Below are 24,302 nucleotides of genomic sequence, written 5' to 3' on the forward strand. Positions count from 1 at the left end.
CAGGACGAGGAGGATGCGCGCCGTCCAGTACAGGACCGCGCCGATCCCGTTGACGACGGCACCCGCGAGCCGGGCCACGGCCCGCCCGAGCGGGGCCAGAACCCAGCGCCACAGGGCGAGGGCCGGCAGGACGAGGAGGATGCGCGCCGTCCAGTACAGGACCGCGCCGATCCCGTTGACGACGGCACCCGCGAGCCGGGCCACGGCCCGCCCGAGCGGGGCGAGGACCCGGTCGTACAGCCGCCGCGCGGGGACGACGAACAGATACCGCACCAGCCAGGCCACGACGGCGGACACACCCGCTCCGGCGGCGGCGAGCAGAAAGCCGATTCCCTTGACCAGCCAGGCGACGCCCCGGCCGACAGGCGTGAGCACGCGCGCGTACAGCCATCCCAGACCGGTGCCGATCTTGCCCGCGACCCAGGTGAGAGCATGGCCCAGCGGGGTCAGCGCGTGGGTGTACAGCCACCGCGTCGGCACGACGAGGAGGACATGGCCGAGCCACTGGAGCGCGTTGCCGACGGGCACCAGGACATACCGCCACAGTGTGAGCCACGGCCACACGAGGATCGCCCAGGCGACCCAGAGGAGTGCCCGCCCCACCGGCCGCACCACGGTGTCGCGGAGCAAGCGGCCGGCGACGACCAGCACGTCCCACACCATCCGCACCGGGACCACCAGCACGAGCACGACGATCCGCAACGGAACGCGGACCGCGACGACGAGGCACCCTTCGGGGTTCCGCGGCTGCGGCGGCGGCTTCTGAAGGTCCATACCGACATGGACGCAGCGCACGCGCACATGGATGCGCGTCCCGCATCCCTATTCCGCGCAGCCACGTCCTTGCGCCGCGCAATCACGAACGTCACACCTTTCGCGCCGTGGAGGCCATGGTTCGACGGCAGCGCTCGCCACCGGGGGCCGCAGCCACGTCGAGTGATTCATCCATGCCTTCATCAAGGCATGACGTGCACTCCGATGCCGGGGAAGGACGACTCGATGAACCGGCACTCAAGAAGTACGTGACCATCAGCGATGGCGTGCGGCGGCAGGAATTCCCGATGTTCACCATGGCCGAAGTGACCATCAGCATATTGCTGACGATCAGCGACCACACCAGAGGCCCCTTGAACCGCGCCGGCCGTCCGACCGGCGCGGACGCCCGGAAAAGGTGCGCGGATCGTGATTCCGGAAGACCTTCCCCAATTCCCCGACCTCACTCAATGGCGAAGTACTGTCCGAAGGCAACCGAGGGTCGCAGTCGCACATGCCGACAGGTCACTCAGTTCGGACATCCCCTAAAAGTCCCATCATCAGTCCGAACTATTGGATAAATGGTCAGCCTTGCAACTGCTGGAGCACCGAGGCCGGTGTCCGGCTCGCGTACCAGCCGTCGACGCGCGGGCCGACGAGCTCCGCGGGCCAGCCCGCCGTCTCGACCGCTGCCTGGTAGACGGCGTCCCCGAAGGCCACGATCGTCTGATGCGGGTCCTTGGTCTGCCGCAGCACCTCCCACGGCAGCAGCACCAGTCCGGCGTCCGCGTTCCAGGTCGCGCCCTCTACGCCCCAGGACCGGTCCTCGAGACCGTCCGGCTGCGGCCAGATGTAGGCGTACATGCCGATACTCGGCCTGTCGGGCAGGTTCTGGAACGAGAAGCCCACCGAGACGTACTCGTTGAGCTGGGCGTTCTGCATGAACGTCGGCGCGTTGCGCGGCGGGGTGGTGGGTCGTGCCCGGTGCCGTGTGGCGGACAGGTCGAACCCGCCCCACATCACACCCACCCGGGGGCGGTGGCCCAGGAAGGGCGCCTGCCACGACTCCAGTCCCCCGGCGGCGAGGTTCTCCGCCCGCCACATCAGCCGGGCGGCGTGCGGGTCCCACGTGCGTTCGGCGTGATCCTCCTCGAAGGTCGCCGGGGCGCCCGGAATCTCGCAGATCAGCGACGTACGGGGCCCGGGAATGCCGAGTTCGGCGGCGGTCTCGCAGAACGCCCCGTAGAACGAGGCGACCGACTCGCCGGACAGCGGCAGTCTCCGCTCGTCGCGGTCCGTCTCGACGACGACGTCACCGTCGAGCAGCCGGTAGTGCACGGTGAAGGTCACGTCCTGGTGCCGGAACGTCGGTGTGCCCAGTCCCCTGGGTGTGACGTCGAGGACGATGTTGCCCCAGCCCACTTCGAAGGGATCGTCCAGGGTGTATTTGCCCGCTACCTGCACGATGCGGTTCACGTAGTCGACCATGGGCGCCAGTTCCGCGTGGTTCAGTTCCGGCCACGCGTCGAGACGTTCGCTCACGGGAGCCTCCCAGCATGTCGAGGGGAGTGCGAACCCACCCAATTTTCCCACGCCGCCCGACGTCGTGCCTGATCGGCTCCGGGCGTCGCGACTACTGCTCGGCGGTGGTGCCTCCGGCCCCGCTCGGGACGGGCGCGCTCGACCGCCCGCCCCCGCGTCGGCGCGTCGTGCCGGATCGCCCACGGCGTCACACGATGACGAGGCGGGCCGGGGAAAGCCTCCGGTCCGAGACTCAGCCCAGTGACAACCGGTGGAGTCGGCCTTCGTGGAGCTGCGCCCCCTCACGCACCCCGTGATGGACGCGATGCTCTTGACCGGCGCACCGCTCGCCGGTCCCGAACCCGCACAGCTCAGCCTTTGGGCGGGAGCACCGTGAGAACCCGGACGACGTGATCCCGGAATCCCTCCATGAAGTCCCGGAGGAAACGCTCCGTATGCTCGTCACGCACTTCGCCGTTGCTGGTGAAGACATCAGGCTTGAATCTGACGTAGGCCTCCGGCGCATTCATCTGCGGCGAGTCGCAGAAGCACAGGACACCGCGCAGACTCTGCTGGGCGAGGGCGGTGCCGAGGGCACCCGGGGACGCTCCGATCACAGCGGAGGGTTTGTGCGCGAACGAGTTGCTCCCCCAGGGCCGGCTGGCCCAGTCGATGGCGTTCTTGAGTGCACCCGGAATGGACCGGTTGTACTCGGGGGTCACGAACAGGATGGCGTCGGCGGAGGCGACGGCATCCTTGAGCGCCCTGCCCTCGGCGGGATAGTCGCTGTCGTAGTCGTGATTATAGAGAGGCAGATCCTTGATCGGAATCTCGAAGAATTCCAGTTCAGGTGGGGCAAGCCGGATAAGGGCCTTCGAGAGCGTCCGATTGATGGATTGGGTCGACAGACTTCCCACGAAGTAGCCGACCCGGTACATGGTCATCGGTTCCTCGATTCGACGCGCGGAGTGCGTTCCTGCGTATCGCCCGCCCTGACGGGCGGGGAGTCGTGCAAGGAACGAAACCACGGTCGGGAACCGAGCGCGTGCCGACACGTCCGTCCAGGTGACCGCGTGCGTTCGCCGCGGCCCGCCCGCGTTCCCCGGCGCCGGCGCAGGGGGCGTCGAGGACCGCCGAGATCCGCAGCCCCGGTTCTCCGAGATGGGTGAGTGCGGCGAAGCGCCGACCGTAGCCGGCAGCCTCAGCCGTTTCCTCCCAGGTCACCCCCGCCGGCTCACCCGATCAAGTGCCTCGCCCACCTCAGTGCGCGTGCCCGCTCGCAGCCGGCGCCGGACCTGCGTTCTTGACCGTCAGCGGCAGCAGTTTCTTGCCGGTCGGGCCGATCTGGATGGAGGTGTCCATGGCCGGACAGCTGGACACGCATGACGGCCCGGGGCAGTGCACCACCGGACGCTTTCGTGTCCTTTCAGTCGGCTACCGCTGATCGATGATTCATGCTCTTGCCGCGCCTCTCTGACGAGACGTCAGCGAGGTGGAACGCAGAACCGAGTGGCAGCCTGCCTCTGACCACCGCATACCGTGTACCGGTCCAGCGGTCTCACCAGTAGAGTGGCGTGCATAGCCTCTGTGGCTGGAGAATCACCAGCCATGACAGATTCTTGGGGGATAGCCGCAGCCGTGGCGACCTCGGCCTCAGCACTATTCGTGGCTTGGCAAGCCGGTGAGACACGCCGCTCCACGAACATCAGCCAGAACGCACTGAAGTCCTCGCAGGCGGTCGCCCTCGATGCAGCCCGCAGCCGTCTGGACGACCAAGCTCCTCAGGTTGAAGTCCACCTGGGAGAGCCTGCCTGGCCTCCGCTCGGCCCGAGTTCTGGATGGCCACAGCCGTGGCCCGCGGTGCAGGAGTGGCACTTCCCCCGAGATGAAGACATACTCTTGGCCCTGCGTGTCACGCTTCACGTCACCAACCACAGCAACCGGCAAGTCCACGTGACCTTCCAGGGCGACTTGTACCGCCCGTTCGTAGAAGGCGCGGACAGGCCCACCAAGATGGACCACCGGATGCTGCTGGCGCCGGAACAGTCCGTCAGCGCGGATCTCCGCAAGCACTTTCAGCTCAGGGACTGGGCCCAGAACCACAAGGTCTACACCGAAGGAACACGCGAGAGGCTGGCACAGGCACTCGGGCTGGTCCGCGTCCACGACGATCGGGACAACGGCGTCATCGACTCGTGGGAGCTAAAGCTGTCGGGCTTCCCCATTCAGCCCGACCCGGACAGGGACGGTATCTGGCACCTGACGTACCCAACGTTGGACGAGCCGGCAGCGCGCTGCGTCGACTACGCACTCCAGCCGCCACGGATTCGCACCTACTGGTTGTCGCGCTCGAAGGAGATCCCACTTCCCGACCCCGCGTATCCCACCAGGGAGTAATCGCTCCGGCGGCCAATCCGTACGGTGGCAGACCTCCGCCGCCCCGTTACATCAGGTGAGTGTTGCCGTCTGGCTCCTACACAGCCACTGCGCCGTGGTATCAGCACGTCGATGACGCAGCTACGGTGTGCTCCACTTCCAGGAGTACTGCTTCGGCTGCGCCCCAATCTCACTCATGAAACCGTCGATACCGTCCGATGGCGGAGGATTCTGCTTGCTGGCGAGTTCGGGCGCACACACGTCCCAGTAGAGGGTGCGTTCTTGATACGGAGCAATCCCAGCCACTTGTGTGAGGGTCTTCGTAGGTCCGTTCACCTCGTCCGGGTACTCGCCGTCCTTGTGTCTAGGGGTGTAGAGAGTCTGGAACGTCTGGGTGATGGTGTTGACCGCAGTATCCGACCGGTTCTCATAGCGAGTTGAGACGGAGACGCACTTATTGCTGGCACCTTCATCGTGCCACTCCGCGAGAGCCACATCTCCCTGGGGCGCCTTGATGGCACGGGTGGCAACCGCAGGCGGTGAACTGGTGGTCGGGGGTGCGGACGTTGCACGGGTGGGGGTTGCGCTCGCAGATGGTTGGACCGAGACACTCTTCACGACCACGGTTGGGGTCGCCGTTACTGTGCGGGTCACCGCTGGCTTTGGCGCGCTGGTAGCACACCCCTCCAGGCAAAGCAGCACGACGAACAGTCCCAGGGACGCCCCAAGGGCGGACATAGGAGGCTGTCTGAGTCGTCGCAAACGAGGCAAAGCCTCCCCTTCGAAGGATGCTGGAGGATGGGCGAGTGAATTCTTGCAGGTTGTATGTGGATCCGGCAGCGGACGGCCCAAAACGCCATTGAACCCCCTCCCAAGCAGGAAGAAGGCTCAATGGGTCACGCAGTCGCACACAACCGGGAGAGAGCCCCTCACAGCCCCACTCCGCCTCTGAGACGATCTGCGGGGCACCTCCAGGGCCCGGCAGCGGCGTCCGGAAGGAGGCCGACGGTGCCGACGGGCGAGGGTGCGAAGCACCGACCATAGCCAGCGCAGCCTCCTCCTCCTCCTCGCCCACCCGCCAGCGCCTCAATCACCTGACCGAGTGTCTCGCTCACGTCAGTGCTCGTAACGTCTACAGCCTGCGTTCCCTCGACCGGCCCTTGATCACCAGACTCAACCCCACGGCCTCCGTCAAGGACGTCGTCCAGGAGGCCTGGACTATCGGCTATCCCGTCGATCCAGCCCTATCGCTGGAAACCAGCTGACGTCACCACCGGGCGGCAGGCCCCGTGCCACGCCTCAGACCCACTCCACCTCAGAAAGGACGGCCGAGGAGCCTCCAGGCGGCAGCAGCGGCGTTTTGAGCGCTTCCTGCGCCAGCCGCTGCCGTCCCCCTTGTATGCCGAGTGCGCTCAGTACCGCCACCGCGTCTTCCTCTGTGACATCCGCCACAGCCTCAGCGATGCGTCGCAGCGGCTCATCCACCCCCCAGTCCCCCGTTTCAGCTGGTCGGAGCCGACTTCTTGACCGTCAGCGGCAGCAGCTTCTTGCCGCTGTCGCTTACTTGTGGCCATGTGTCCATCGCCGGACACACGCCGCAGTCGAAGCAGGGTGTCCAGCGGCAGTCCTCGACCTCCGTCTCGTCGAGGGCGTCCTGCCAGTCCTCCCACAGCCAGTCCTTGTCCAGGCCGGAGTCCAGGTGGTCCCAGGGCAGGACCTCCTCGTAGGAGCGCTCGCGGGTGGTGTACCAGTCGACGTCGACGCCGAAGGGGGCCAGGGCCTTGTCGGCGCACGCCATCCAGCGGTCGTAGGAGAAGTGCTCGCGCCAGCCGTCGAAGCGGCCGCCGTCCTCGTAGACCGCGCGGATGACCGCGCCGATGCGGCGGTCGCCACGCGAGAGCAGGCCCTCGACGATGCCGGGCTTGCCGTCGTGGTAGCGGAAGCCGATCGAGCGGCCGTACTTCTTGTCGCCGCGGATCTTGTCGCGCAGCTTGGCCAGGCGGGCGTCCGTCTCCTCGGCGGAGAGCTGGGGCGCCCACTGGAACGGGGTGTGGGGCTTGGGGACGAAGCCGCCGATGGAGACCGTGCAGCGGATGTCGTTCGAGCCCGAGACCTCGCGGCCCTTCTGGATGACGTGCGTGGCCATGTCGGCGATCTGGAGCACGTCCTCGTCCGTCTCCGTCGGCAGGCCGCACATGAAGTACAACTTCACCTGGCGCCAGCCGTTGCCGTAGGCCGTGGCGACGGTGCGGATCAGGTCGTCCTCCGAGACCATCTTGTTGATGACCTTGCGGATGCGCTCCGAGCCGCCCTCCGGGGCGAAGGTCAGGCCCGAGCGGCGGCCGTTGCGGGTCAGCTCGTTGGCCAGGTCGATGTTGAAGGCGTCCACGCGGGTGGACGGGAGGGACAGGCCGATCTTGTCGTCCTCGTACCGGTCCGCCAGTCCCTTGGCGATGTCGCCGATCTCCGAGTGGTCCGCCGAGGACAGGGAGAGCAGGCCGACCTCCTCGAAGCCGGTCGCCTTCAGGCCCTTGTCGACCATCTCGCCGATGCCCGTGATGGAGCGCTCACGCACCGGGCGGGTGATCATGCCGGCCTGGCAGAAGCGGCAGCCGCGGGTGCAGCCGCGGAAGATCTCCACCGACATGCGCTCGTGGACCGTCTCGGCGAGCGGCACCAGCGGCTGCTTGGGGTACGGCCACTCGTCCAGGTCCATCACCGTGTGCTTCGACACGCGCCACGGCACGCCGGACTTGTTGGGGACGACACGCGCGATACGGCCGTCGGGCAGGTACTCGACGTCGTAGAAGCCGGGGACGTACACCCCGCCCGTCCTGGCCAGGCGGAAGAGGATCTCCTCCCGGCCGCCGGGGCGGCCCTCGGCCTTCCAGGCGCGGATGATCCCGGTGACCTCCAGCACCGCCTGCTCGCCGTCGCCGATGACCGCGCAGTCGATGAAGTCGGCGATCGGCTCCGGGTTGAAGGCCGCGTGGCCGCCGGCCACCACGATCGGGTCCTCGAGCGCGCGGTTCCTGGCCTCCAGGGGGATGCCCGCGAGGTCCAGCGCGGTGAGCATGTTGGTGTAGCCCAGCTCGGTGGAGAAGGACAGGCCGAACACGTCGAAGGCCTTCACCGGGCGGTGGGAGTCCACCGTGAACTGCGGGACGCCGTGCTCCCGCATCAGCGCCTCCAGGTCGGGCCACACGCTGTAGGTGCGCTCGGCGAGGACGCCGTCCTGTTCGTTGAGCACCTCGTACAGGATCTGCACGCCCTGGTTGGGCAGGCCGACCTCGTACGCGTCCGGGTACATGAGCGCCCAGCGGACGTCACAGCCGTCCCACGGCTTGACGGTGGAGTTGAGCTCGCCGCCCACGTACTGGATCGGCTTCTGCACATGCGGGAGCAGGGCCTCGAGCTGTGGGAAGACCGACTCGACAGACATCGCGGGATATACCTTCGTGAGCTGACTGGGGTCCCCCCGGCCGACGGCTGGGGGAGTGTGACCATCAAGCCTAACCCGGTCGCAGGGCCGACCCGTACGGCCGCAGGTCGGCCCACGTCCCGGGCAGCTCCGCCTCCAGCTCGGCCGCGCGCCGCTCCTCCCGCCCGTAGAGCACCCCGTACGTGAACGAGCTCTCCCCCGCCCGCTGAGCCCGGGCGGCGAGGTCGCGCAGGGCCTCGCGGGTCATGACGCTGTCCTGGTGGTCGCCGAGCAGACTCTGGAGCGTCTTCGCGGCCCGGGCCACCCCGGCCGCCGCCTCGCCGAGGGCGGGCACGGCGGCCTCCGCGGCGTACCGGGTCCGCTTGGCCTGCTTGCGGGCCTGGTGCAGGGCGACGTCCCGGTCGGTGCCGGGCGGCAGGGCGAGGGCGTGTTCGAGCCGGGTGGCCAGCTTCGCGAAGTCCTTGCGCACGGCCCGGGTGAGCACCTCGGCCGGTGCCCCCGAGGCGGCCGGGCGCAGCGGCGGGTCGGCCAGGAGGGCGTCCAGCGCGTCGAGCAGCCGCAGGTGCCGGCCGCCGTCCAGGACGTCGAGGAGGCGGCGGCGGGAGCCTCCGCGGCGCTCTGCGGACCAGGAGCGCAGCCGGGTGCGGACGGGGCCGGTGACGAGTTCGGCGGGCAGGGCGTCCAGGGCTGTGGTGAGGCGTTCGGTGAGCACTTCCTGGTCGCGGTCGAGGCCGAGTTCGCCGCCGAGCCACTTCAGTTCCTCGCCGAGCGGGTCGGTGGCGGTGCGGTCCAGGATCTGGGCGTAGCTGCGCAGGGCGCCGCGCAGCCGGCGGGTGGTGACGCGCATGCGGTGCACGGAGTCCTCGACGTCGCGGCGGACGGCCGGGTCGAGGGCGACGAGGGTGTCCCGCTGGGCGCGCAGATGGGCCAGGACGTGGTCGCCGGCGGTGGCGGGGGCGGGTTCGGGGGTCGTGCGGGAGCGGGCCGGCGGGGCGGTCTCGGCGAGGGCGCGGGCCAGTTTCGAGGGGGCCGCCGAGGGGCGCAGACCGGCCTTGCGGAACCGTTTGTCCACCTTGTCCAGGAGGGCCGGTTCGCCTCCGTCGGCCAGTTCGACCTCGATCTCGGTCCAGCGGGCGGTGCCGCCGTCGCCGGTCAGCCGCTCGGCGTGCACGGTGTCCACGCTCACCTCGGCGAGCAGCGTGCCGTCGTCGTCGAGGAGGTGGCTGACGGCTCGTGCGGAGCGGAGGCGGACCAGGGGCCGCAGTTCCCTGTCGCGGACGCGGGAGCGGACGAGCCCGGCGAGGTCGGGCGGCACGGTGTCGGAGAGCGGGGCCTGGATCTCGTCGCGTACGCCGGGGGCGACCGGGAGCTTGAGGTGCCAGCCCGCGTCGGTGCCGCCGGTGCGCCGGCGCAGGGTGAGCCCGGCGGCGGAGAGGCGTTCGTCGGGGGTGTCGTAGTAGACGGCGTCCAGTTCGGCGACGCCCTTGTCGACGACGGCCGCGACCGGGCCGACGCCGGTCAGGTCGGGCAGGCCGCCCGCCTTCGGACCACCCGCACCGCCGGCACCGCCCGGCCGTCGTGACCCGCCCGGTTCGTCCGGCCGTCCGGGCTCGTACTTCCGCTCGATCTCGCGCTTGGTGGCCGCCATGAACCGAATGTAGGCGCCCCGGGGCCCCGGGGGCGCCCCCCGGTACCGTTCGATCCGGGAAGGCGTCCTTTCCGAGGCCTCACGCCGACATCGGACGTTGCACCTGGATCGACTGCAACAGGCCGATCGCCACCCAGACCGCGAACATCGACGAGCCGCCGTAGGAGACGAACGGCAGGGGCAGGCCGGTGACCGGCATGATGCCCAGGGTCATGCCGATGTTCTCGAAGGCCTGGAAGGCGAACCAGGCGACGATCCCGGCGGCGACGACGGTGCCGTACAGCTCGGTGGTCTCGCGGGCGATGCGGCAGGCCCGCCAGAGCACGACCCCCAGGAGCAGGATGATCAGGCCCGCGCCGACGAAGCCCAGCTCCTCCCCCGCGACCGTGAAGACGAAGTCGGTCTGCTGTTCGGGGACGAACTGCCCGGTGGTCTGGGAGCCGTGGAAGAGGCCCGCGCCGGTCAGTCCGCCGGAGCCGATGGCGATCCGGGCCTGGTTGGTGTTGTAGCCGACGCCGGCCGGGTCGAGGCTGGGGTTGGCGAAGGCCGCGAACCGGTTGATCTGGTACTCGTCCAGGACGTGCAGCTGCCAGATGGCGACGCAGCCGAGGGTGCCCGTGATGAGCAGGCCGAAGACCCACCGGTTGGACGCCCCGGAGGCGAGCAGCACACCGAGGATGATGGTCACCAGGACCAGGACCGTGCCGAGGTCGGGCATGAGCAGCACGATCAGGATGGGTACGGCGGCCAGGCCCAGGGACTGGAGCACCGTGCGGTGGTCGGGGTACATCCGGTCACCGGCGTCGACCCGGGCCGCGAGCATCATGGCCATCCCCAGGATGATCGTGATCTTCACGAACTCCGAGGGCTGGAGGGAGAAGCCGCCGCCGAGGACGATCCAGTTGCGACTGCCGTTGATGGTGGCGCCGAGCGGGGTGAGCACCAGCAGGATGCCGAAGACCGAGGCGCCGTAGAGGATCGGCACGGCGTTGCGCAGGGCACGGTGGCCGAGCCATACGGTGCCGACCATCAGGGCGAGCCCGATGCCGATGTTCATCAGCTGGCGGACCAGGAAGTAGTGCGGGTCGCCCTGGTTGATCTCGGTGCGGTTGCGGGTCGCGGAGAAGACCAGAGCGGTGCCGATCGCGGACAGCGCCAGCGCGGCCAGCAGCATCGGCCAGTCCAGCCGGCGGGTCACCGAGTCGCGCGCGAACAGACGCGTCCAGCCGGCTCGTTGCGGTCCGTATCCGGAGACGGAGAAGTTGTTGGCGCCGGTCATGCGGTGCTCCTCCGGCCTCTCCTGCCGCGCGGGCGCCTGCGGGTGTCGCGGTTGTCCGTCGGGGACGCCGTGGTCGCGGGCGTCTGCTCGTCGTCCGGGCCGGTCATGCCGCCCTGCTGGGCGACCTCCTCGGCGATCTTCTCCTGATCCTTGGCCGGGTCGCCGGGGATCTTCGGGGCGGCGATGGTGCCGTCCGGCTGGATCTTCGGCAGACTCTTCTGCGGCGTGGGCAGCAGGGCCTTCTTGTTGTCGATGGAGCCGTCGGCCTGGACGCCGTACATGGCGCTGTAGATGTTGCGCACCGCCTCACCGGAGGCGCCCGAGCCGGTACCGGCCTGGGAGATGGTCATGATGACCGTGTAGTCCTTGCTGTAGGTGGCGAGCCAGGACGTGGTCTGTTTGCCGTAGACCTCGGCCGTACCGGTCTTGGCGTGCAGCGGGATCTTGTCCTGCGGCCAGCCGCTGAACTTCCAGGCGGCGGTACCGCGGGTGACGACGGCGGCGAGGGCCTCGTCCATCATGTCGCGGGTCGCCTTGGTGATCGGCAGCTTGCCGTGCGACCGGGGCTTGATCTCGGTGACGTGCTTGCCGTCGGGGCTGACGATCGCCTTGCCGATGGTGGGGGTGTACATGGTGCCGCCGTTGGAGATGGCGCCGTAGATGACGGCCTCCTGGACCGGGGTGAGGAGGGTGTCGCCCTGCCCGATGGAGTAGTTGATCTCGTCACCCTCGCGCATCTTGTTGCCCTCGAGACAGTTCTCGTAAAAGATCTTCTCGACGTAGGTGCCGTCCTTCTTGCCGGACTTGCACCAGGTGTCCTTGTTGGCCTTCCAGTAGTCCAGCTTCCACTGGCGGTCGGGGACGCGGCCGGTGACCTCGTTGGGCAGGTCGATGCCGGTCCTCTTGCCGAGGCCGAACTGGTGGGCGGTCTTGAAGAACCAGTCCTTGGGCTGGCCCTTCTTGGGGTTGATGCCGCCGTCCCTCTTCCACTCGCTGTCGGCGAGGCCGTAGAAGACGGTGTCGCAGGAGACCTCGAGGGCCTTGCCGAGGGAGATGGGGCCGAAGTTCTCGCCCTCGAAGTTCATGAAGACCTGGCCGCCGACCGAGTAGGAGCTGGTGCAGGGGTACTTGCCGTTGAAGTCGTAGCCGGCCTGGACCGCGGCGGCGGTGGAGACGACCTTGAAGGTCGAACCGGGCGCGGACTGGCCCTGGGTGGCGCGGTTGAGCAGCGGGTAGTCGGAGTCCTTGCCGGTGAGCGCCTTGTAGTCCTTGGCGGAGATGCCGCCGACCCAGACGTTCGGGTCGTACGTCGGCGCGGACGCCATGGCGACGATGCGGCCGGTCTTGGCCTCCATCACGACGACGGCGCCGGAGTCCGCCTTGTAGTTGGTGCCGGTGATCTTGTCGAACTGCTGGCGGGCGGCCTTCATCGCCTTGTCCAGCTCGTACTCGGCGACCCGCTGGACCCGGGCGTCGATGCTGGTGACCAAGTTCGAACCGGGCTCGGCGACGTCGGACTTGGCCTTGCCGATGACCCGGCCGAGGTTGTCGACCTCGTAGCGGGTCACGCCCGCCTTGCCGCGCAGCGCCTGGTCGTACTGGCGCTCGAGGCCGGAGCGGCCGACCATGTCGGAGCGCAGGTAGGGCGAGGAGGTGTCCTTGGCCTTCTGGACCTCCTCGTCGGTGACCGGCGAGAGGTAGCCGAGCACCTGCGCGGTGTTGGACTTGCCGGGGCCGGGGTAGCTGCGCACGGCCTCGGGTTCGGCGGTGATGCCGGGGAAGTCCTCGGAGCGCTCCCGGATCTGCAGGGCCTGCTTGGGGGTGGCCTCGTCGGTGATCGGGATGGGCTGGTACGGCGAACCGTTCCAGCAGGGCTGCGGGGTCTCGGCGTCGCACAGCCGGACCTTCTGCATGACCTCCTGCGGGCTCATACCGAGGACGCCGGCGAGCTTGGTGAGGACCGCCTTGCCGTCGTCCTTCTGCTTGAGCAGGTCGGTGCGGGAGGCGGAGACCACCAGCCGGGTCTCGTTGTCGGCGAGCGGCACACCGCGGGCGTCCAGGATCGAGCCGCGCGGGGCGGGCTGGACGACCTGCTGGACGTGGTTGCCGGAGGCCTGCTTCTGGTACTGGGCGCCCTCCCGGATCTGCAGGTACCACAGCCGGCCACCGAGGGTGCCGAGCAGGGAGAGGACGAGGATCTGGATCACGACGAGCCGGGTCCGGACCCGTGGGGTCCTGCCGGTCTCGGGAATGTTGGTCACTGGTGCTGCCTCCCCCTCTCAGTGCGCGAGCGAGCCGTGCCGGTCTGCGTGGTGCTGACGGACGTCGGACCGGTACGTGGCGCGCCGGTGGCGCCGGTACGGGTCGTGTCCCATGGAGCCGTGACCGCCGGAGGCGGTCGACTGCCGTGCTGTCACAGTCGCTTGACCCCCTTGATGCGGCCGACCCGGGTGCTGCGGGCGCGGGCTCTGGTCTTCAGGCCGCCGAGGGCGCCGCGCTGGCCGCCGATGCGCAGCCCGGTACCGGAGGACAGCCAGCCGGAGGAGATGTCCGTGGCCTGTCTGGCGCCCGAGGTCTCCGACAGCGGGTCGTGCTCGGAGCGCCGGGCCAGCGCCATGATGCCGGGCACGACGAACGGGGCGAGCAGCAGGTCGTAGACGGCGGCGCTGATCAGCAGGCCGGGCAGGCCGACATGGCGGGCGGCGGTGTCGCCGACGAGGGCGCCGACACCGGCGTACAGCAGCGTCGAGCCGAGGGCGGCGGCGACCACCACGGTCATCGGGCCGGTGGCCGACTTCACCTGCCCGGTCTCGGGTTTGATGAGCCCGGCGAGGTAGCCGATGACGCACAGCACCATGGCGTAGCGGCCGGCGGCGTGGTCGGCGGGCGGGGCGAGGTCGGCGAGCAGCCCGGCGCCGAAGCCCACCAGGGCGCCGCCGACGTGCCCGTAGACCATGGCCAGCCCGAGGACGGTGAGCAGCAGCAGGTCGGGGACGGCGCCCGGCAGGTGCAGCCGGGACAGGACACTCACCTGGATCACCAGGGCCACGACCACCAGCGCGGTGGAGAGCAGAATCCGGTTGATGCGCATGGGGACTTCTCGCTCCTACGGCAGCTGGTCGTCGGTGGACTGCGCGCCGTCGTCGGACTGCGCGTCGTCGTTGAACTGCCCGTCGTCGGTGGCCTGTCCGTCGGACCCGTCGTTGGTGTTCGCGTCGGCGGACGGGGTGACCGTCACCGTCACGGTGGGCGTCGGGGTCGGCTTGGGCTTGGGCGGCAGCACTTCGTCGCGCGGGTCCTTCTTCGGGCCCTGGACGACGACACCGACGATGTCGAGCTTGGTGAAGCCGACGTACGGCGTGACGTAGATGGTGCGGGTCAGGTCGCCGCCCGAGGGGTCGACGCGGGAGACGACGCCGACCGGGACGCCCGGCACGAAGGGCTTGTCGCCCTGGGAGCCGAAGGTGACGAGACGGTCGCCCTTCTTCACCTCCGCCTTGCCGTTGAGGAGCTGCACGCGCAGCGGGCGGTCGCCCTGGCCGGAGGCGAAGCCGAGTTCGTCGCTGCCCTCCATCCGGGTGCCGACGGTGAAGTCGGGGTCGTTGGCGAGCAGCACGGTGGAGGAGTCGGGGCCGACGGTGGTGACCCTGCCGACCAGGCCGTCGGCGTTCAGGACGGTCATGTCGCGCTTGATGCCGTCGCGCGCGCCCGCGTCGATGGTGACGGTCCATGAGAAGCCCTGCGCGGCTCCTATGGCGATGACCTGCGCGCCCTTGATGCCGTACTGGCCCTGGCCGGCCAGCTTCAGCATGCGGTTGAGCTGGTCCAGGCGGCTGCGGTTGCGGTCGTCGCTGCCGAGCTCGGCCTTGAGGGCGGCGTTCTCCTTCTCCAGAGCGGTGAGCCGGTCGTGGCGCTCGCCGGAGTCACGGACCGCGGAGACGGCGTCGCCGACCGGGTTCACCGCGCCCGACACGCCGTTCTCGATGGGGCCGAAGACGGCGGCGGCGGCCTGCCGGGCGCCGTCCACCGGGGAGTTCTCCCCGCCGCGGATGTCCACCGTGATCAGCGCGAACGCGACGGCGATCAGCAGCACCAGGAGCAGCCGGCTCTCTTTCGTGTCCCTCACGTGCGGCGGCCGTGCCCTTCCTCGTCGGAAATTGGGTGGCCCCCGAGAAGCGCTGACCCTGAGCGCGATCCCAAGGGGCCCATTTGTGGGAGCTTATGCCTCTATATCAACGATCCGCCGCACGAGAGGAGAACTGCTCGTACGGCGGAATCGAAGAGTTGTGTCATCTGCGTGGCTGGGCGTCAAGGACCTGCTGGAGCGCCTCGAACTCCTCGACGCATTTGCCGGAGCCGAGCGCCACGCTGTCCAGCGGGTCCTCGGCGATGTGGATCGGCATGCCGGTCTCGCGGCGCAGCCGCTCGTCCAGGCCGCGCAGCAGCGCTCCGCCGCCGGTCAGCACGATGCCCCGGTCCATGATGTCGCCGGAGAGCTCCGGCGGACACTTGTCGAGGGTCGTCTTGACCGCGTCGACGATCGCGTTGACCGGTTCCTCGATCGCCTTGCGCACCTCGGCGGCCGAGATGACGACGGTCTTCGGCAGCCCGGAGACCAGGTCCCGGCCGCGGATCTCGGTGTGCTCGTCGGAGTCCAGGTCGTACGCCGAACCGATCGTGATCTTGATCTGCTCGGCCGTGCGCTCACCCAGCAGGAGGCTGTACTCCTTCTTGACGTGCTGGATGATCGCATTGTCCAGTTCGTCGCCCGCGACGCGGATGGACTGGGCCGTGACGATGCCGCCGAGCGAGATGACCGCGACCTCCGTGGTGCCGCCGCCGATGTCCACCACCATGTTGCCCGTGGCCTCGTGGACCGGCAGGCCGGAGCCGATGGCCGCGGCCATGGGCTCCTCGATGATGTGCACCTGGCGGGCGCCGGCCTGGGAGGAGGCCTCGATGACGGCGCGGCGCTCGACGCCGGTGATGCCGGAGGGCACGCAGACCACGACGCGCGGACGGGCCAGGTACCGGCGCTTGTGGATCTTGAGGATGAAGTAGCGCAGCATCCGCTCGGTGATCTCGAAGTCGGCGATGACGCCGTCCTTGAGCGGGCGCACGGCCACGATGTTCCCGGGCGTGCGCCCGATCATCTTCTTCGCCTCGGCGCCGACCGCGAGGATGCCACCGGTGTTCGTGTTGATCGCGACGACGGACGGCTCGTTGAGTACGATCCCGCGACCCCTGACGTACACCAGCGTGTTGGCGGTCCCGAGGTCGACAGCCATGTCACGGCCGATGAACGACATTGAGTTCCCCATCAGGATTCGTCTGGCCTTCCCTGGGTGCTTTGAGGGCATTTCAGGTACGGCGAGGTGGGTGCTGTGACGTGAAGGCTTCCATCGTAAACGCGCCTGCACGAACACTGCGCGAGGGTCTTCGCCATTGTCAGCAGATGGCGTACCGCCTCGCTTGTGGAGACGGCCCATCGGAGGCACGCGTTCCCCCGATCGGCATCGCATATGCCGCGGGGCGGCCGTTTTTCACGGCCGCCCAGGTCAGGCGCAGGTAAAGCCTGACGGCACGTCAGAAAATACCAGCATCAGCCCCGGCCGGGGAAGAAGATCTTCACCTCGCGCTCGGCGGACTCCTCGGAGTCGGAGGCGTGGACGAGGTTCTCCCGGACGATCACGCCGTAGTCCCCGCGGATGGAGCCGGGGGCCGCGGCGATCGGGTCGGTCGGACCGGCCAGCGCGCGCACCCCCTCGATCACCCGCTCGCCCTCGACGATCATCGCCACGACCGGACCGGAGGACATGAACGCCACCAGCGGCTCGTAGAACGGCTTGCCCTTGTGCTCACCGTAGTGCTGCTCCAGCGTGTCGGTGTCCAGGGTGCGCAGCTCCAGCGCGGTGATCTGCCAGCCGGCCTTGCGCTCGATACGGCTGATGATCTCGCCGGTCAGGCCACGACGGACGGCGTCGGGCTTGAGGAGGACGAGGGTGCGCTGGGTCACGGGGGGACTCCTTCTCCTGCAGATGTGCGGTGAACGAAGAGTACAGGGCGCCGATCACGCAGCGTCAGGGGAGGACGGCGCCTGGGCGGACCGCTCCGCGAATCTCGCCTTCGCCACGTCGATCTTCCGCCCGAAATGCACCGACGCCCACCACAGCCCGGCGAACACCGCGCCCAGGAAGTACATCGTCGGCACCACGACACCGGAGGCGACCAGCCCGATCTGCAGCGCCCAGCCCAGCGCCACCCCGGCGGGCCGGGTCACCACACCGCACAGCAGCACGCACAGCGCCATCGCGACGCCGCTCACCGTCCAGACACTCGCCATCGAAAGATCCGGGTCCTTCATCGCGACCAGCGCGGCGAACCCGATGACGAAGAACTCGCCGATCAGCGTCGAGGAACACAGCGTACGCACGAGATGTCAGCCCTTCCCCAGAAGCAGCCGGGCCTCACCGACCGTGATCACGGAACCGGTGACCAGCACACCGCCGCCGGCGAACTCGCCCTCCTCCTCGGCGAGCGTGATCGCCGCCTCCAGGGCGTCCGGCAACCGCGGCTCCACCTGGACCCGCTCCTCGCCGAACACCTCGACGGCGATCCCGGCCAGCTCGTCGACGTCCATCGCGCGGTGGCTGGAGTTCTGGGTGACCACGACCTCCGCGAAGATCGGCTCGAAGGCCTCGAGCAGCCCCCGCACGTTCTTCTCGCCACTGGCCCCGACCACGCCGATCAGCCGGCTGAAGTCGAACGCCTCCCGGACCGCCTCCGCGGTGACCTGGGCGCCCGCCGGATTGTGCGCGGCGTCCAGCACGACGGTCGGCGAGCGCCGCACCACCTCGAGCCGGCCGGGCGAGGTGACGGACGCGAACGCCCTGCGGACCGTCTCGACGTCCAGCGGCTCCGCGCGCTGCGCGCCCACCCCGAAGAACGCCTCCACGGCGGCGAGCGCCACGGCCGCGTTGTGCGCCTGGTGCGCGCCGTGCAGCGGCAGATACACCTCCGTGTACTCGCCACCCAGACCGCGCAGGGTCAGCATCTGCCCGCCCACGGCCACCTGCCGGGCGACGACACCGAACTCCAGGCCCTCCCGGGCCACGGTCGCGTCCACCTCCACGGCCTTCTTCAGCAGCACCTGCGCGGCGTCCACCGGCTGCTGCGCCATGATCACGGTGGCGTCCTGCTTGATGACGCCGGACTTCTCCCCGGCGATCTCGGCCGGCGTGCCGCCCAGCCGGTCCGTGTGGTCGAGCGAGATGGGGGTGACCACGGCGACGTCCGCCTCGATCACATTGGTGGCGTCCCAGCTGCCGCCCATCCCCACCTCGACGACCGCGACGTCCACCGGAGCGTCCGCGAAGGCCGCGTAGGCCATGCCGGTCAGCACCTCGAAGAAGGACAGCCGGTACTCCTGCGAGGCGTCGACCATCTCCACGTACGGCTTGATGTCGTGGTACGTCTCGATGAACCGCTCGGCGGAGACCGGGGCGCCGTCCAGGCTGATCCGCTCGGTGACCGACTGCACGTGCGGCGAGGTGTACCGGCCGGTGCGCAGCTCGAAGGCGCCGAGCAGGGCCTCGATCATGCGGGCGGTGGAGGTCTTGCCGTTGGTGCCCGTGATGTGGATGGACGGGTACGACCGCTGCGGCTCGCCCAGCACGTCCATCAGCGCCGCGATCCTGGCGACCGAGGGCTCCAGCTTCGTCTCGCCCCAGCGGGTCGCCAGGTCCGCCTCGACCTCGCGCAGCGCCTTGTCGACCTCGGGGTCCTCGGGGCGGGCGGGTACCTCGACGCTCGGCGCACCACCCTGCGTGCGCAGGGTACGGCTGCCTGCCTCGATCACCGCGAGATCGGGGTCCCGGTCGCCCGCCGCGGAAACGGCTGATGTCTCCGTGGCCGCGATGATCTCGTCGAAGGACTCGAGGGGATCAGACGGGCCAGTGCTGTCTGGGGGGAGCTCACTCACGGGGCCAGTCTACGTACCCCCGCCGCCGTGGTTGCGGCCAGCCGCACCGCCACAGCGCCAGTGCCGCGGGCGGTCGCGCCGCAGGAGCAGGGGGCTGCGGGTGGCCGTGCTCCCCCGGTGTCCCGCCCCCACGGCGACCGAAGGCCCCGGAGCCTCACCGACTCCGGAGCCTTCGGCGACGTGCGAACCTCACGCCTGCGGCAACCGCTCCAGCTGTGCGGCGATCCGCGTGATGTCCTCCTCGGCCTTCGCCAGCCGCGTACGGATCTTGTCGACCACGTGGTCGGGCGCCTTCGCGAGGAACGCCTCGTTCCCCAGCTTGGCCGTGGCCTGTGCCTTCTCCTTCTCCGCGGCGGCCAGGTCCTTCGCCAGCCGCTTGCGCTCCGCCGCCACGTCGATCGCCCCGGACAGGTCCAGCGCGACCTCGACACCGGCGACCGGCAGCGTCGCCGTGGCGGTGAAGCCGTCACCCTCCGGCTGGAGCCGCAGCAGCTGACGGACGGCCGCCTCGTGCGGCGCGAGCGCCGTGCCGTCCAGGGTCAGCCGCGCCGGGACCCGCTGGCCCGGCTGCAACCCCTGGTCGGCGCGGAAGCGGCGGACCTCGGTGACGAGCGACTGGAGCGTCTCGATCTCCCGTTCGGCGTCCGCGTCGCGGAAGCCGCTGTCCTTCGGCCACTCGGCGATGACGATCGACTCGCCGCCGGTGAGCGTGGTCCACAGGGTCTCGGTGACGAACGGGACCACGGGGTGCAGCAGCTTCAGCGTGACGTCGAGGACCTCGCCGAGGACGCGCTTGCTGACCTCGGCCGCCTCGCCGCCCGCCTGGAACGTCGTCTTGGACAGCTCGACGTACCAGTCGAAGACCTCGTCCCAGGCGAAGTGGAACAGGGCGTCGGACAGCTTGGCGAACTGGAAGTCGTCGTAGTGGGCGTCGACTTCGGCGACGACGGAGTTCAGCCGGGACAGGATCCAGCGGTCGGTCGACGACATCTTCGCCGGGTCCGGCAGCGGCCCGTCCACCGTCGCGCCGTTCATCAGGGCGAAGCGCGTGGCGTTCCAGATCTTGTTGGCGAAGTTGCGCGAGCCCTGGACCCAGTCCTCGCCGATCGGGACGTCCACGCCCGGGTTGGCGCCGCGGGCGAGGGTGAACCGCAGGGCGTCGGAGCCGTACTTGTCCATCCAGTCCAGCGGGTTGACCGCGTTGCCGAAGGACTTGGACATCTTCTTGCCGAACTGGTCGCGGACCATGCCGTGCAGGGCGATGGTCTGGAACGGCGGGGTGCCGTCCATCGCGTACAGGCCGAACATCATCATCCGGGCGACCCAGAAGAAGAGGATGTCGTAGCCGGTGACCAGGACGGAGTTGGGATAGAACGTCGCGAGCGACTCGGTCTGTTCGGGCCAGCCGAGGGTGGAGAACGGCCACAGGCCGGAGGAGAACCAGGTGTCGAGGACGTCGGTGTCCTGGTGCCAGCCGTCGCCGGCCGGCGGCTCCTCGTCGGGTCCGACGCAGACGACCTCGCCGTCCGGTCCGTACCAGACCGGGATGCGGTGGCCCCACCACAACTGCCGTGAGATGCACCAGTCGTGGAGGTTGTCGACCCAGTCGAAGTAGCGCTTCTCCATCTCCTGCGGGTGGATCTTGACCTTGCCCTCGCGGACCGCGTCGCCGGCGGCCTTCGCCAGCGGTCCGACCTTGACCCACCACTGCATGGACAGGCGCGGCTCGATGGTGGTCTTGCAGCGCGAGCAGTGGCCGACGGAGTGGACGTAGGGCCGCTTCTCGGCGACGATCCGGCCCTCGGCGCGCAGCGCGGCGACGATGGCGGAGCGGGCCTCCAGGCGGTCCAGCCCCTGGAAGGGGCCGTGCGCGGTGATGACGGCGTGCTCGTCCATCACGGCGATGGCCGGCAGGTCGTGCCGTCGGCCGATCTCGAAGTCGTTCGGGTCGTGGGCCGGGGTGACCTTGACGGCGCCCGTGCCGAACTCCGGGTCGACGTGCTCGTCCGCGACGACCGGGATGGAGCGGTCGGTCAGCGGCAGCTTGATGAGCTTGCCGACCAGGTGCCGGTAGCGCTCGTCGTCGGGGTGCACGGCGACGGCGGTGTCGCCGAGCATCGTCTCGGCACGCGTGGTGGCGACGACGATGGTGTCGTCCCCCTCGCCGTACTTCATCGAGACGAGCTCGCCGTCGTCGTCCTGGTACTCGACCTCGATGTCCGAAATGGCCGTCAGACAGCGCGGGCACCAGTTGATGATGCGCTCGGCGCGGTAGATCAGCTCGTCGTCGTAGAGCCGCTTGAAGATGGTCTGCACGGCCTGGGACAGGCCCTCGTCCATGGTGAAGCGCTCACGGGACCAGGCGACGCCGTCGCCGAGGCGGCGCATCTGGCCGCTGATCTGGCCGCCGGACTCGCCCTTCCACTGCCAGACGCGCTCGACGAAGGCCTCCCGGCCCAGGTCGTGCCGGGACTTGCCCTCCTTGGCCAGTTCCCGCTCGACGACGTTCTGCGTGGCGATGCCGGCGTGGTCCATGCCGGGCTGCCACAGCGTCTCGTACCCCTGCATGCGCTTGCGGCGCGTCAGGGCATCGATGAGCGTGTGCTCGAAGGCGTGCCCCAGGTGGAGGCTGCCGGTGACGTTCGGCGGCGGGATGACGATGGTGTACGGCGGCTTGTCGCTCTTGGCGTCCGCCTCGAAGTAACCGCGCTCTACCCAGCGCTCGTACAGCGGCCCCTCTACGTCGGCCGGCGCGTACTGGGTCGGCAGTTCGGTGTCGGGCGCTGGTGGCTGCTGCTGAGCGTTCTCGGTCACGGGCCCAGTTTAGAGGTGTCACGGCGCGGTCCCGAACCGCATTTGTTCTGTAACGGTCCCCACCCCGGTGCCCTGCCCCCCGCGCGCCTGCGCCAGGATGTCAGGAACACATAAGCATCTGGAGGGGAACCCTGTAATGAGCTACAACCAGCCGGGCCCGTACGGCGGGCAGCCCCAGCAGCCCGGACCGTACGGCCAGCCGGGCCCCTACGGCCAGCAGCCGCCGCAGGCACCGCCCGCGCAGCCCGGTTACGGCTACCCTCAGCAGCCGTCGGCCCCGCAGCCGGGTTACGGCTACCCCCAGCAGTCCGCGCAGGGCGTCCCGCCGCAGCCGAACCCCTACGGTCAGCAGCCCCAGCCGCCGTACGGCCAGCAGCCGCCCTACGGCGGCGTCCCGCAGCCCCCGGCCCCCGGCGGCGGCAAGAAGAAGACCGGTCTGATCATCGGCGCGGTGGCGGTCGTGGCCGCGATCGCGGTGGGCGCGTACTTCCTGATCGGGGGCAGTGGCGGCGGCTCGGTGGCCGACGACGGCCCGCACAAGCTGACGACTCCGGCGACGGTGCTGACGGAGTACAAGAAGAGCCAGAGTGACAGCGGCTCCATGTCGAAGGACGACATGAAGGACGCCGAGAAGTGGGGCGTGCACAACCCCAAGGACGTCAGCGCCGCGTACCAGGCCGGGGACAAGGACAACCCGCTGGCCATGAAGCAGATCCAGTTCAACGGCGTCTACGGCACCATCGACGACCCCGAGAAGACCGTCGACGCGATGTTCGCCAAGATGAGGGACGAGAGCAAGAAGGGCGGCGACGACGAGGACGTCACCCTGGTCGGCGACCCGAAGGCCTACTCCCCGTCCGCGCTCGACGGAGCGGTCCTCAAGTGCCAGCAGGCCAAGATCGACAACTCCACCGGCGGCAAGGGCGAGCCGAAGTCGATGAGCATGACGGTCTGCATCTGGGGCGACCACAGCACGCTCGGCATGATCATCCCGATGGACATGGCCGACATGCTGGCGGGCAAGTCCACCGACCCCGCGGGCGCCGCCGAGACCACCGCCAAGTTCCGCGCGGAAGTCCGCGTGAAGGCCTGACGCCGGGCACGCACGTACCGCTACGACGAGGGGCCCCGGTCGTGTGACCGGGGCCCCTCGTCGCGTCGCTCGGGCGGTTACGCCGTCTTCTGCTCGCCCGTGCCGCGGCCGCGGGCGTCCCTCGGGATCAGGGTGGGGTTGACGTTGGAGTGGACGACGTCGGCGGTGATGACGACGCGGGCCACGTCCTTGCGGGACGGCACCTCATACATCACCGACATCAGGACCTCCTCCATGATGGCGCGCAGGCCGCGGGCGCCGGTCTGGCGGAGGATGGCCTGGTCGGCGATGGCCTCCAGGGCCTCGCGCTCGAAGTCTAGTTCCACGCCGTCCAGTTCGAACAGGCGCTGGTACTGCTTCACCAGGGCGTTGCGCGGCTCGACCAGGATCTTCAGCAGGGCCTCGCGGTCGAGGTTGTGGACGCTGGTGATCACGGGGAGGCGGCCGATGAACTCCGGGATCATGCCGAACTTGACCAGGTCCTCGGGCATGACGTCCTCGAACTGGTCCTTGGCCTCCAGCTCCCGCTTGGAGCGGATCGTCGCGCCGAAGCCGATGCCCTTCGCACCCGCCCGGCCCTCGATGATCTTCTCCAGGCCCGCGAACGCGCCGCCCACGATGAACAGGACGTTCGTCGTGTCGATCTGGATGAACTCCTGGTGCGGGTGCTTGCGGCCGCCCTGGGGCGGGACCGAGGCCGTGGTCCCTTCCAGGATCTTCAGCAGGGCCTGCTGGACGCCCTCGCCGGAGACGTCACGAGTGATCGACGGGTTTTCGCTCTTACGGGCGACCTTGTCGATCTCGTCGATGTAGATGATCCCGGTCTCGGCCTTCTTGACGTCGTAGTCGGCCGCCTGGATCAGTTTGAGCAGGATGTTCTCGACGTCCTCACCGACATAGCCGGCCTCGGTCAGCGCCGTGGCGTCGGCGATGGCGAACGGAACGTTCAGCATCCGGGCCAAAGTCTGGGCCAGCAGGGTCTTGCCGGAACCGGTGGGGCCGAGCAGCAGGATGTTGGACTTGGCGAGCTCGATGGCGTCCTCGCGGCCCTGGCCGCCACCGTTCTCCCCGGCCTGGACGCGCTTGTAGTGGTTGTACACCGCGACGGACAGGGCCTTCTTGGCGGCCTCCTGCCCGACGACGTAGCCGTCCAGGAACTCGTAGATCTCGCGGGGCTTGGGCAGTTCCTCCCAGCGCACCTCGCTGGTCTCCGCGAGTTCCTCCTCGATGATCTCGTTGCAGAGATCGATGCACTCGTCGCAGATGTACACACCGGGCCCTGCGATGAGCTTCTTGACCTGCTTCTGGCTCTTGCCGCAGAACGAGCACTTGAGCAGATCGCCGCCGTCACCGATGCGTGCCACGGTGTGCTTCCCCTTCGCCTGGGAGACGCCT

19 protein-coding genes are annotated in these 24,302 nt (G+C 69.2%); 2 read left to right on the forward strand and 17 right to left on the reverse strand.

Annotation, left to right across the window (positions count from 1 at the left end; all coding sequences use genetic code 11):
- From ACWDUZ_RS14840 to ACWDUZ_RS14855, 4 genes are all read right to left on the reverse strand, one after another.
- Window positions 1-774 (reverse strand): hypothetical protein (locus ACWDUZ_RS14840; RefSeq protein WP_451632202.1); only part of this gene is annotated, 774 nt, incomplete at its 3' end.
- Window positions 775-865: 91 nt separating this feature from the next.
- Window positions 866-1,117, reverse strand: coding sequence for a hypothetical protein (locus ACWDUZ_RS14845; RefSeq protein ID WP_451632203.1), 252 nt, complete (start codon window positions 1,115-1,117; stop codon window positions 866-868).
- Window positions 1,118-1,338: 221 nt separating this feature from the next.
- A complete protein-coding gene (locus ACWDUZ_RS14850) occupies window positions 1,339-2,295 on the reverse strand; it encodes a DUF5996 family protein (protein WP_451632204.1) in 957 nt (318 codons plus the stop codon).
- A 350-nt stretch (window positions 2,296-2,645) separates the two neighbouring features.
- Window positions 2,646-3,218 (reverse strand): NADPH-dependent FMN reductase, encoded by a 573-nt coding sequence (locus ACWDUZ_RS14855; protein WP_451632205.1) that lies wholly within the window; start codon window positions 3,216-3,218, stop codon window positions 2,646-2,648.
- 664 nt (window positions 3,219-3,882) lie between these two features.
- Here ACWDUZ_RS14855 and ACWDUZ_RS14860 point away from each other — a divergent pair.
- The gene (locus ACWDUZ_RS14860; protein WP_451632206.1) at window positions 3,883-4,671 is read left to right on the forward strand and encodes a hypothetical protein; all 789 of its coding nucleotides are present in this window, start codon (window positions 3,883-3,885) and stop codon (window positions 4,669-4,671) included.
- A gap of 120 nt (window positions 4,672-4,791) precedes the next feature.
- On the opposite strand, the gene ACWDUZ_RS14865 is transcribed toward ACWDUZ_RS14860, so the two are convergent.
- From ACWDUZ_RS14865 to ACWDUZ_RS14920, 12 genes are all read right to left on the reverse strand, one after another.
- On the reverse strand, window positions 4,792-5,145 hold the full coding sequence (locus tag ACWDUZ_RS14865) for a hypothetical protein (protein ID WP_451632207.1): 354 nt from the start codon (window positions 5,143-5,145) through the stop codon (window positions 4,792-4,794).
- 1,006 nt (window positions 5,146-6,151) lie between these two features.
- A complete protein-coding gene (locus ACWDUZ_RS14870) occupies window positions 6,152-8,092 on the reverse strand; it encodes a TIGR03960 family B12-binding radical SAM protein (RefSeq protein WP_451632208.1) in 1,941 nt (646 codons plus the stop codon).
- Window positions 8,093-8,162: 70 nt separating this feature from the next.
- Window positions 8,163-9,740, reverse strand: a complete 1,578-nt coding sequence (locus ACWDUZ_RS14875; RefSeq protein WP_451632209.1) for a CYTH and CHAD domain-containing protein — start codon at window positions 9,738-9,740, stop codon at window positions 8,163-8,165.
- A 79-nt stretch (window positions 9,741-9,819) separates the two neighbouring features.
- The gene (gene rodA / locus ACWDUZ_RS14880) at window positions 9,820-11,019 is read right to left on the reverse strand and encodes a rod shape-determining protein RodA (protein WP_451632210.1); all 1,200 of its coding nucleotides are present in this window, start codon (window positions 11,017-11,019) and stop codon (window positions 9,820-9,822) included.
- A complete protein-coding gene (gene mrdA, locus ACWDUZ_RS14885; protein WP_451632211.1) occupies window positions 11,016-13,280 on the reverse strand; it encodes a penicillin-binding protein 2 in 2,265 nt (754 codons plus the stop codon). Before mrdA ends, rodA begins: the two co-directional genes overlap by 4 nt.
- A gap of 152 nt (window positions 13,281-13,432) precedes the next feature.
- Complete coding sequence (gene mreD, locus ACWDUZ_RS14890; RefSeq protein WP_451632212.1) at window positions 13,433-14,110, reverse strand: rod shape-determining protein MreD; 678 nt, start codon at window positions 14,108-14,110, stop codon at window positions 13,433-13,435.
- A gap of 15 nt (window positions 14,111-14,125) precedes the next feature.
- Window positions 14,126-15,145 carry a rod shape-determining protein MreC gene (gene mreC, locus ACWDUZ_RS14895; RefSeq protein ID WP_451632213.1) on the reverse strand — a complete coding sequence of 340 codons (1,020 nt, stop codon included), beginning with the start codon at window positions 15,143-15,145 and terminating at the stop codon, window positions 14,126-14,128.
- 163 nt (window positions 15,146-15,308) lie between these two features.
- Window positions 15,309-16,328 (reverse strand): rod shape-determining protein, encoded by a 1,020-nt coding sequence (locus ACWDUZ_RS14900; RefSeq protein ID WP_030381728.1) that lies wholly within the window; start codon window positions 16,326-16,328, stop codon window positions 15,309-15,311.
- A gap of 293 nt (window positions 16,329-16,621) precedes the next feature.
- On the reverse strand, window positions 16,622-17,035 hold the full coding sequence (gene ndk / locus ACWDUZ_RS14905) for a nucleoside-diphosphate kinase (RefSeq protein WP_451632214.1): 414 nt from the start codon (window positions 17,033-17,035) through the stop codon (window positions 16,622-16,624).
- Window positions 17,036-17,089: 54 nt separating this feature from the next.
- Window positions 17,090-17,452, reverse strand: a complete 363-nt coding sequence (locus ACWDUZ_RS14910; RefSeq protein WP_451632215.1) for a DUF4233 domain-containing protein — start codon at window positions 17,450-17,452, stop codon at window positions 17,090-17,092.
- A gap of 6 nt (window positions 17,453-17,458) precedes the next feature.
- Window positions 17,459-19,000, reverse strand: a complete 1,542-nt coding sequence (gene folC, locus ACWDUZ_RS14915) for a bifunctional tetrahydrofolate synthase/dihydrofolate synthase (protein ID WP_451632216.1) — start codon at window positions 18,998-19,000, stop codon at window positions 17,459-17,461.
- Window positions 19,001-19,189: 189 nt separating this feature from the next.
- Complete coding sequence (locus ACWDUZ_RS14920; RefSeq protein ID WP_451632217.1) at window positions 19,190-21,814, reverse strand: valine--tRNA ligase; 2,625 nt, start codon at window positions 21,812-21,814, stop codon at window positions 19,190-19,192.
- Window positions 21,815-21,950: 136 nt separating this feature from the next.
- Here ACWDUZ_RS14920 and ACWDUZ_RS14925 point away from each other — a divergent pair, with 136 nt between their 5' ends.
- Complete coding sequence (locus ACWDUZ_RS14925; protein ID WP_451632218.1) at window positions 21,951-22,907, forward strand: hypothetical protein; 957 nt, start codon at window positions 21,951-21,953, stop codon at window positions 22,905-22,907.
- 77 nt (window positions 22,908-22,984) lie between these two features.
- Here ACWDUZ_RS14925 and clpX read toward each other — a convergent pair whose 3' ends face one another.
- Window positions 22,985-24,271, reverse strand: coding sequence for an ATP-dependent Clp protease ATP-binding subunit ClpX (gene clpX / locus ACWDUZ_RS14930; protein WP_086724555.1), 1,287 nt, complete (start codon window positions 24,269-24,271; stop codon window positions 22,985-22,987).
- Window positions 24,272-24,302: the final 31 nt, after the last annotated feature.

It is taken from the genome of Streptomyces sp. NPDC003393, assembly GCF_053589015.1.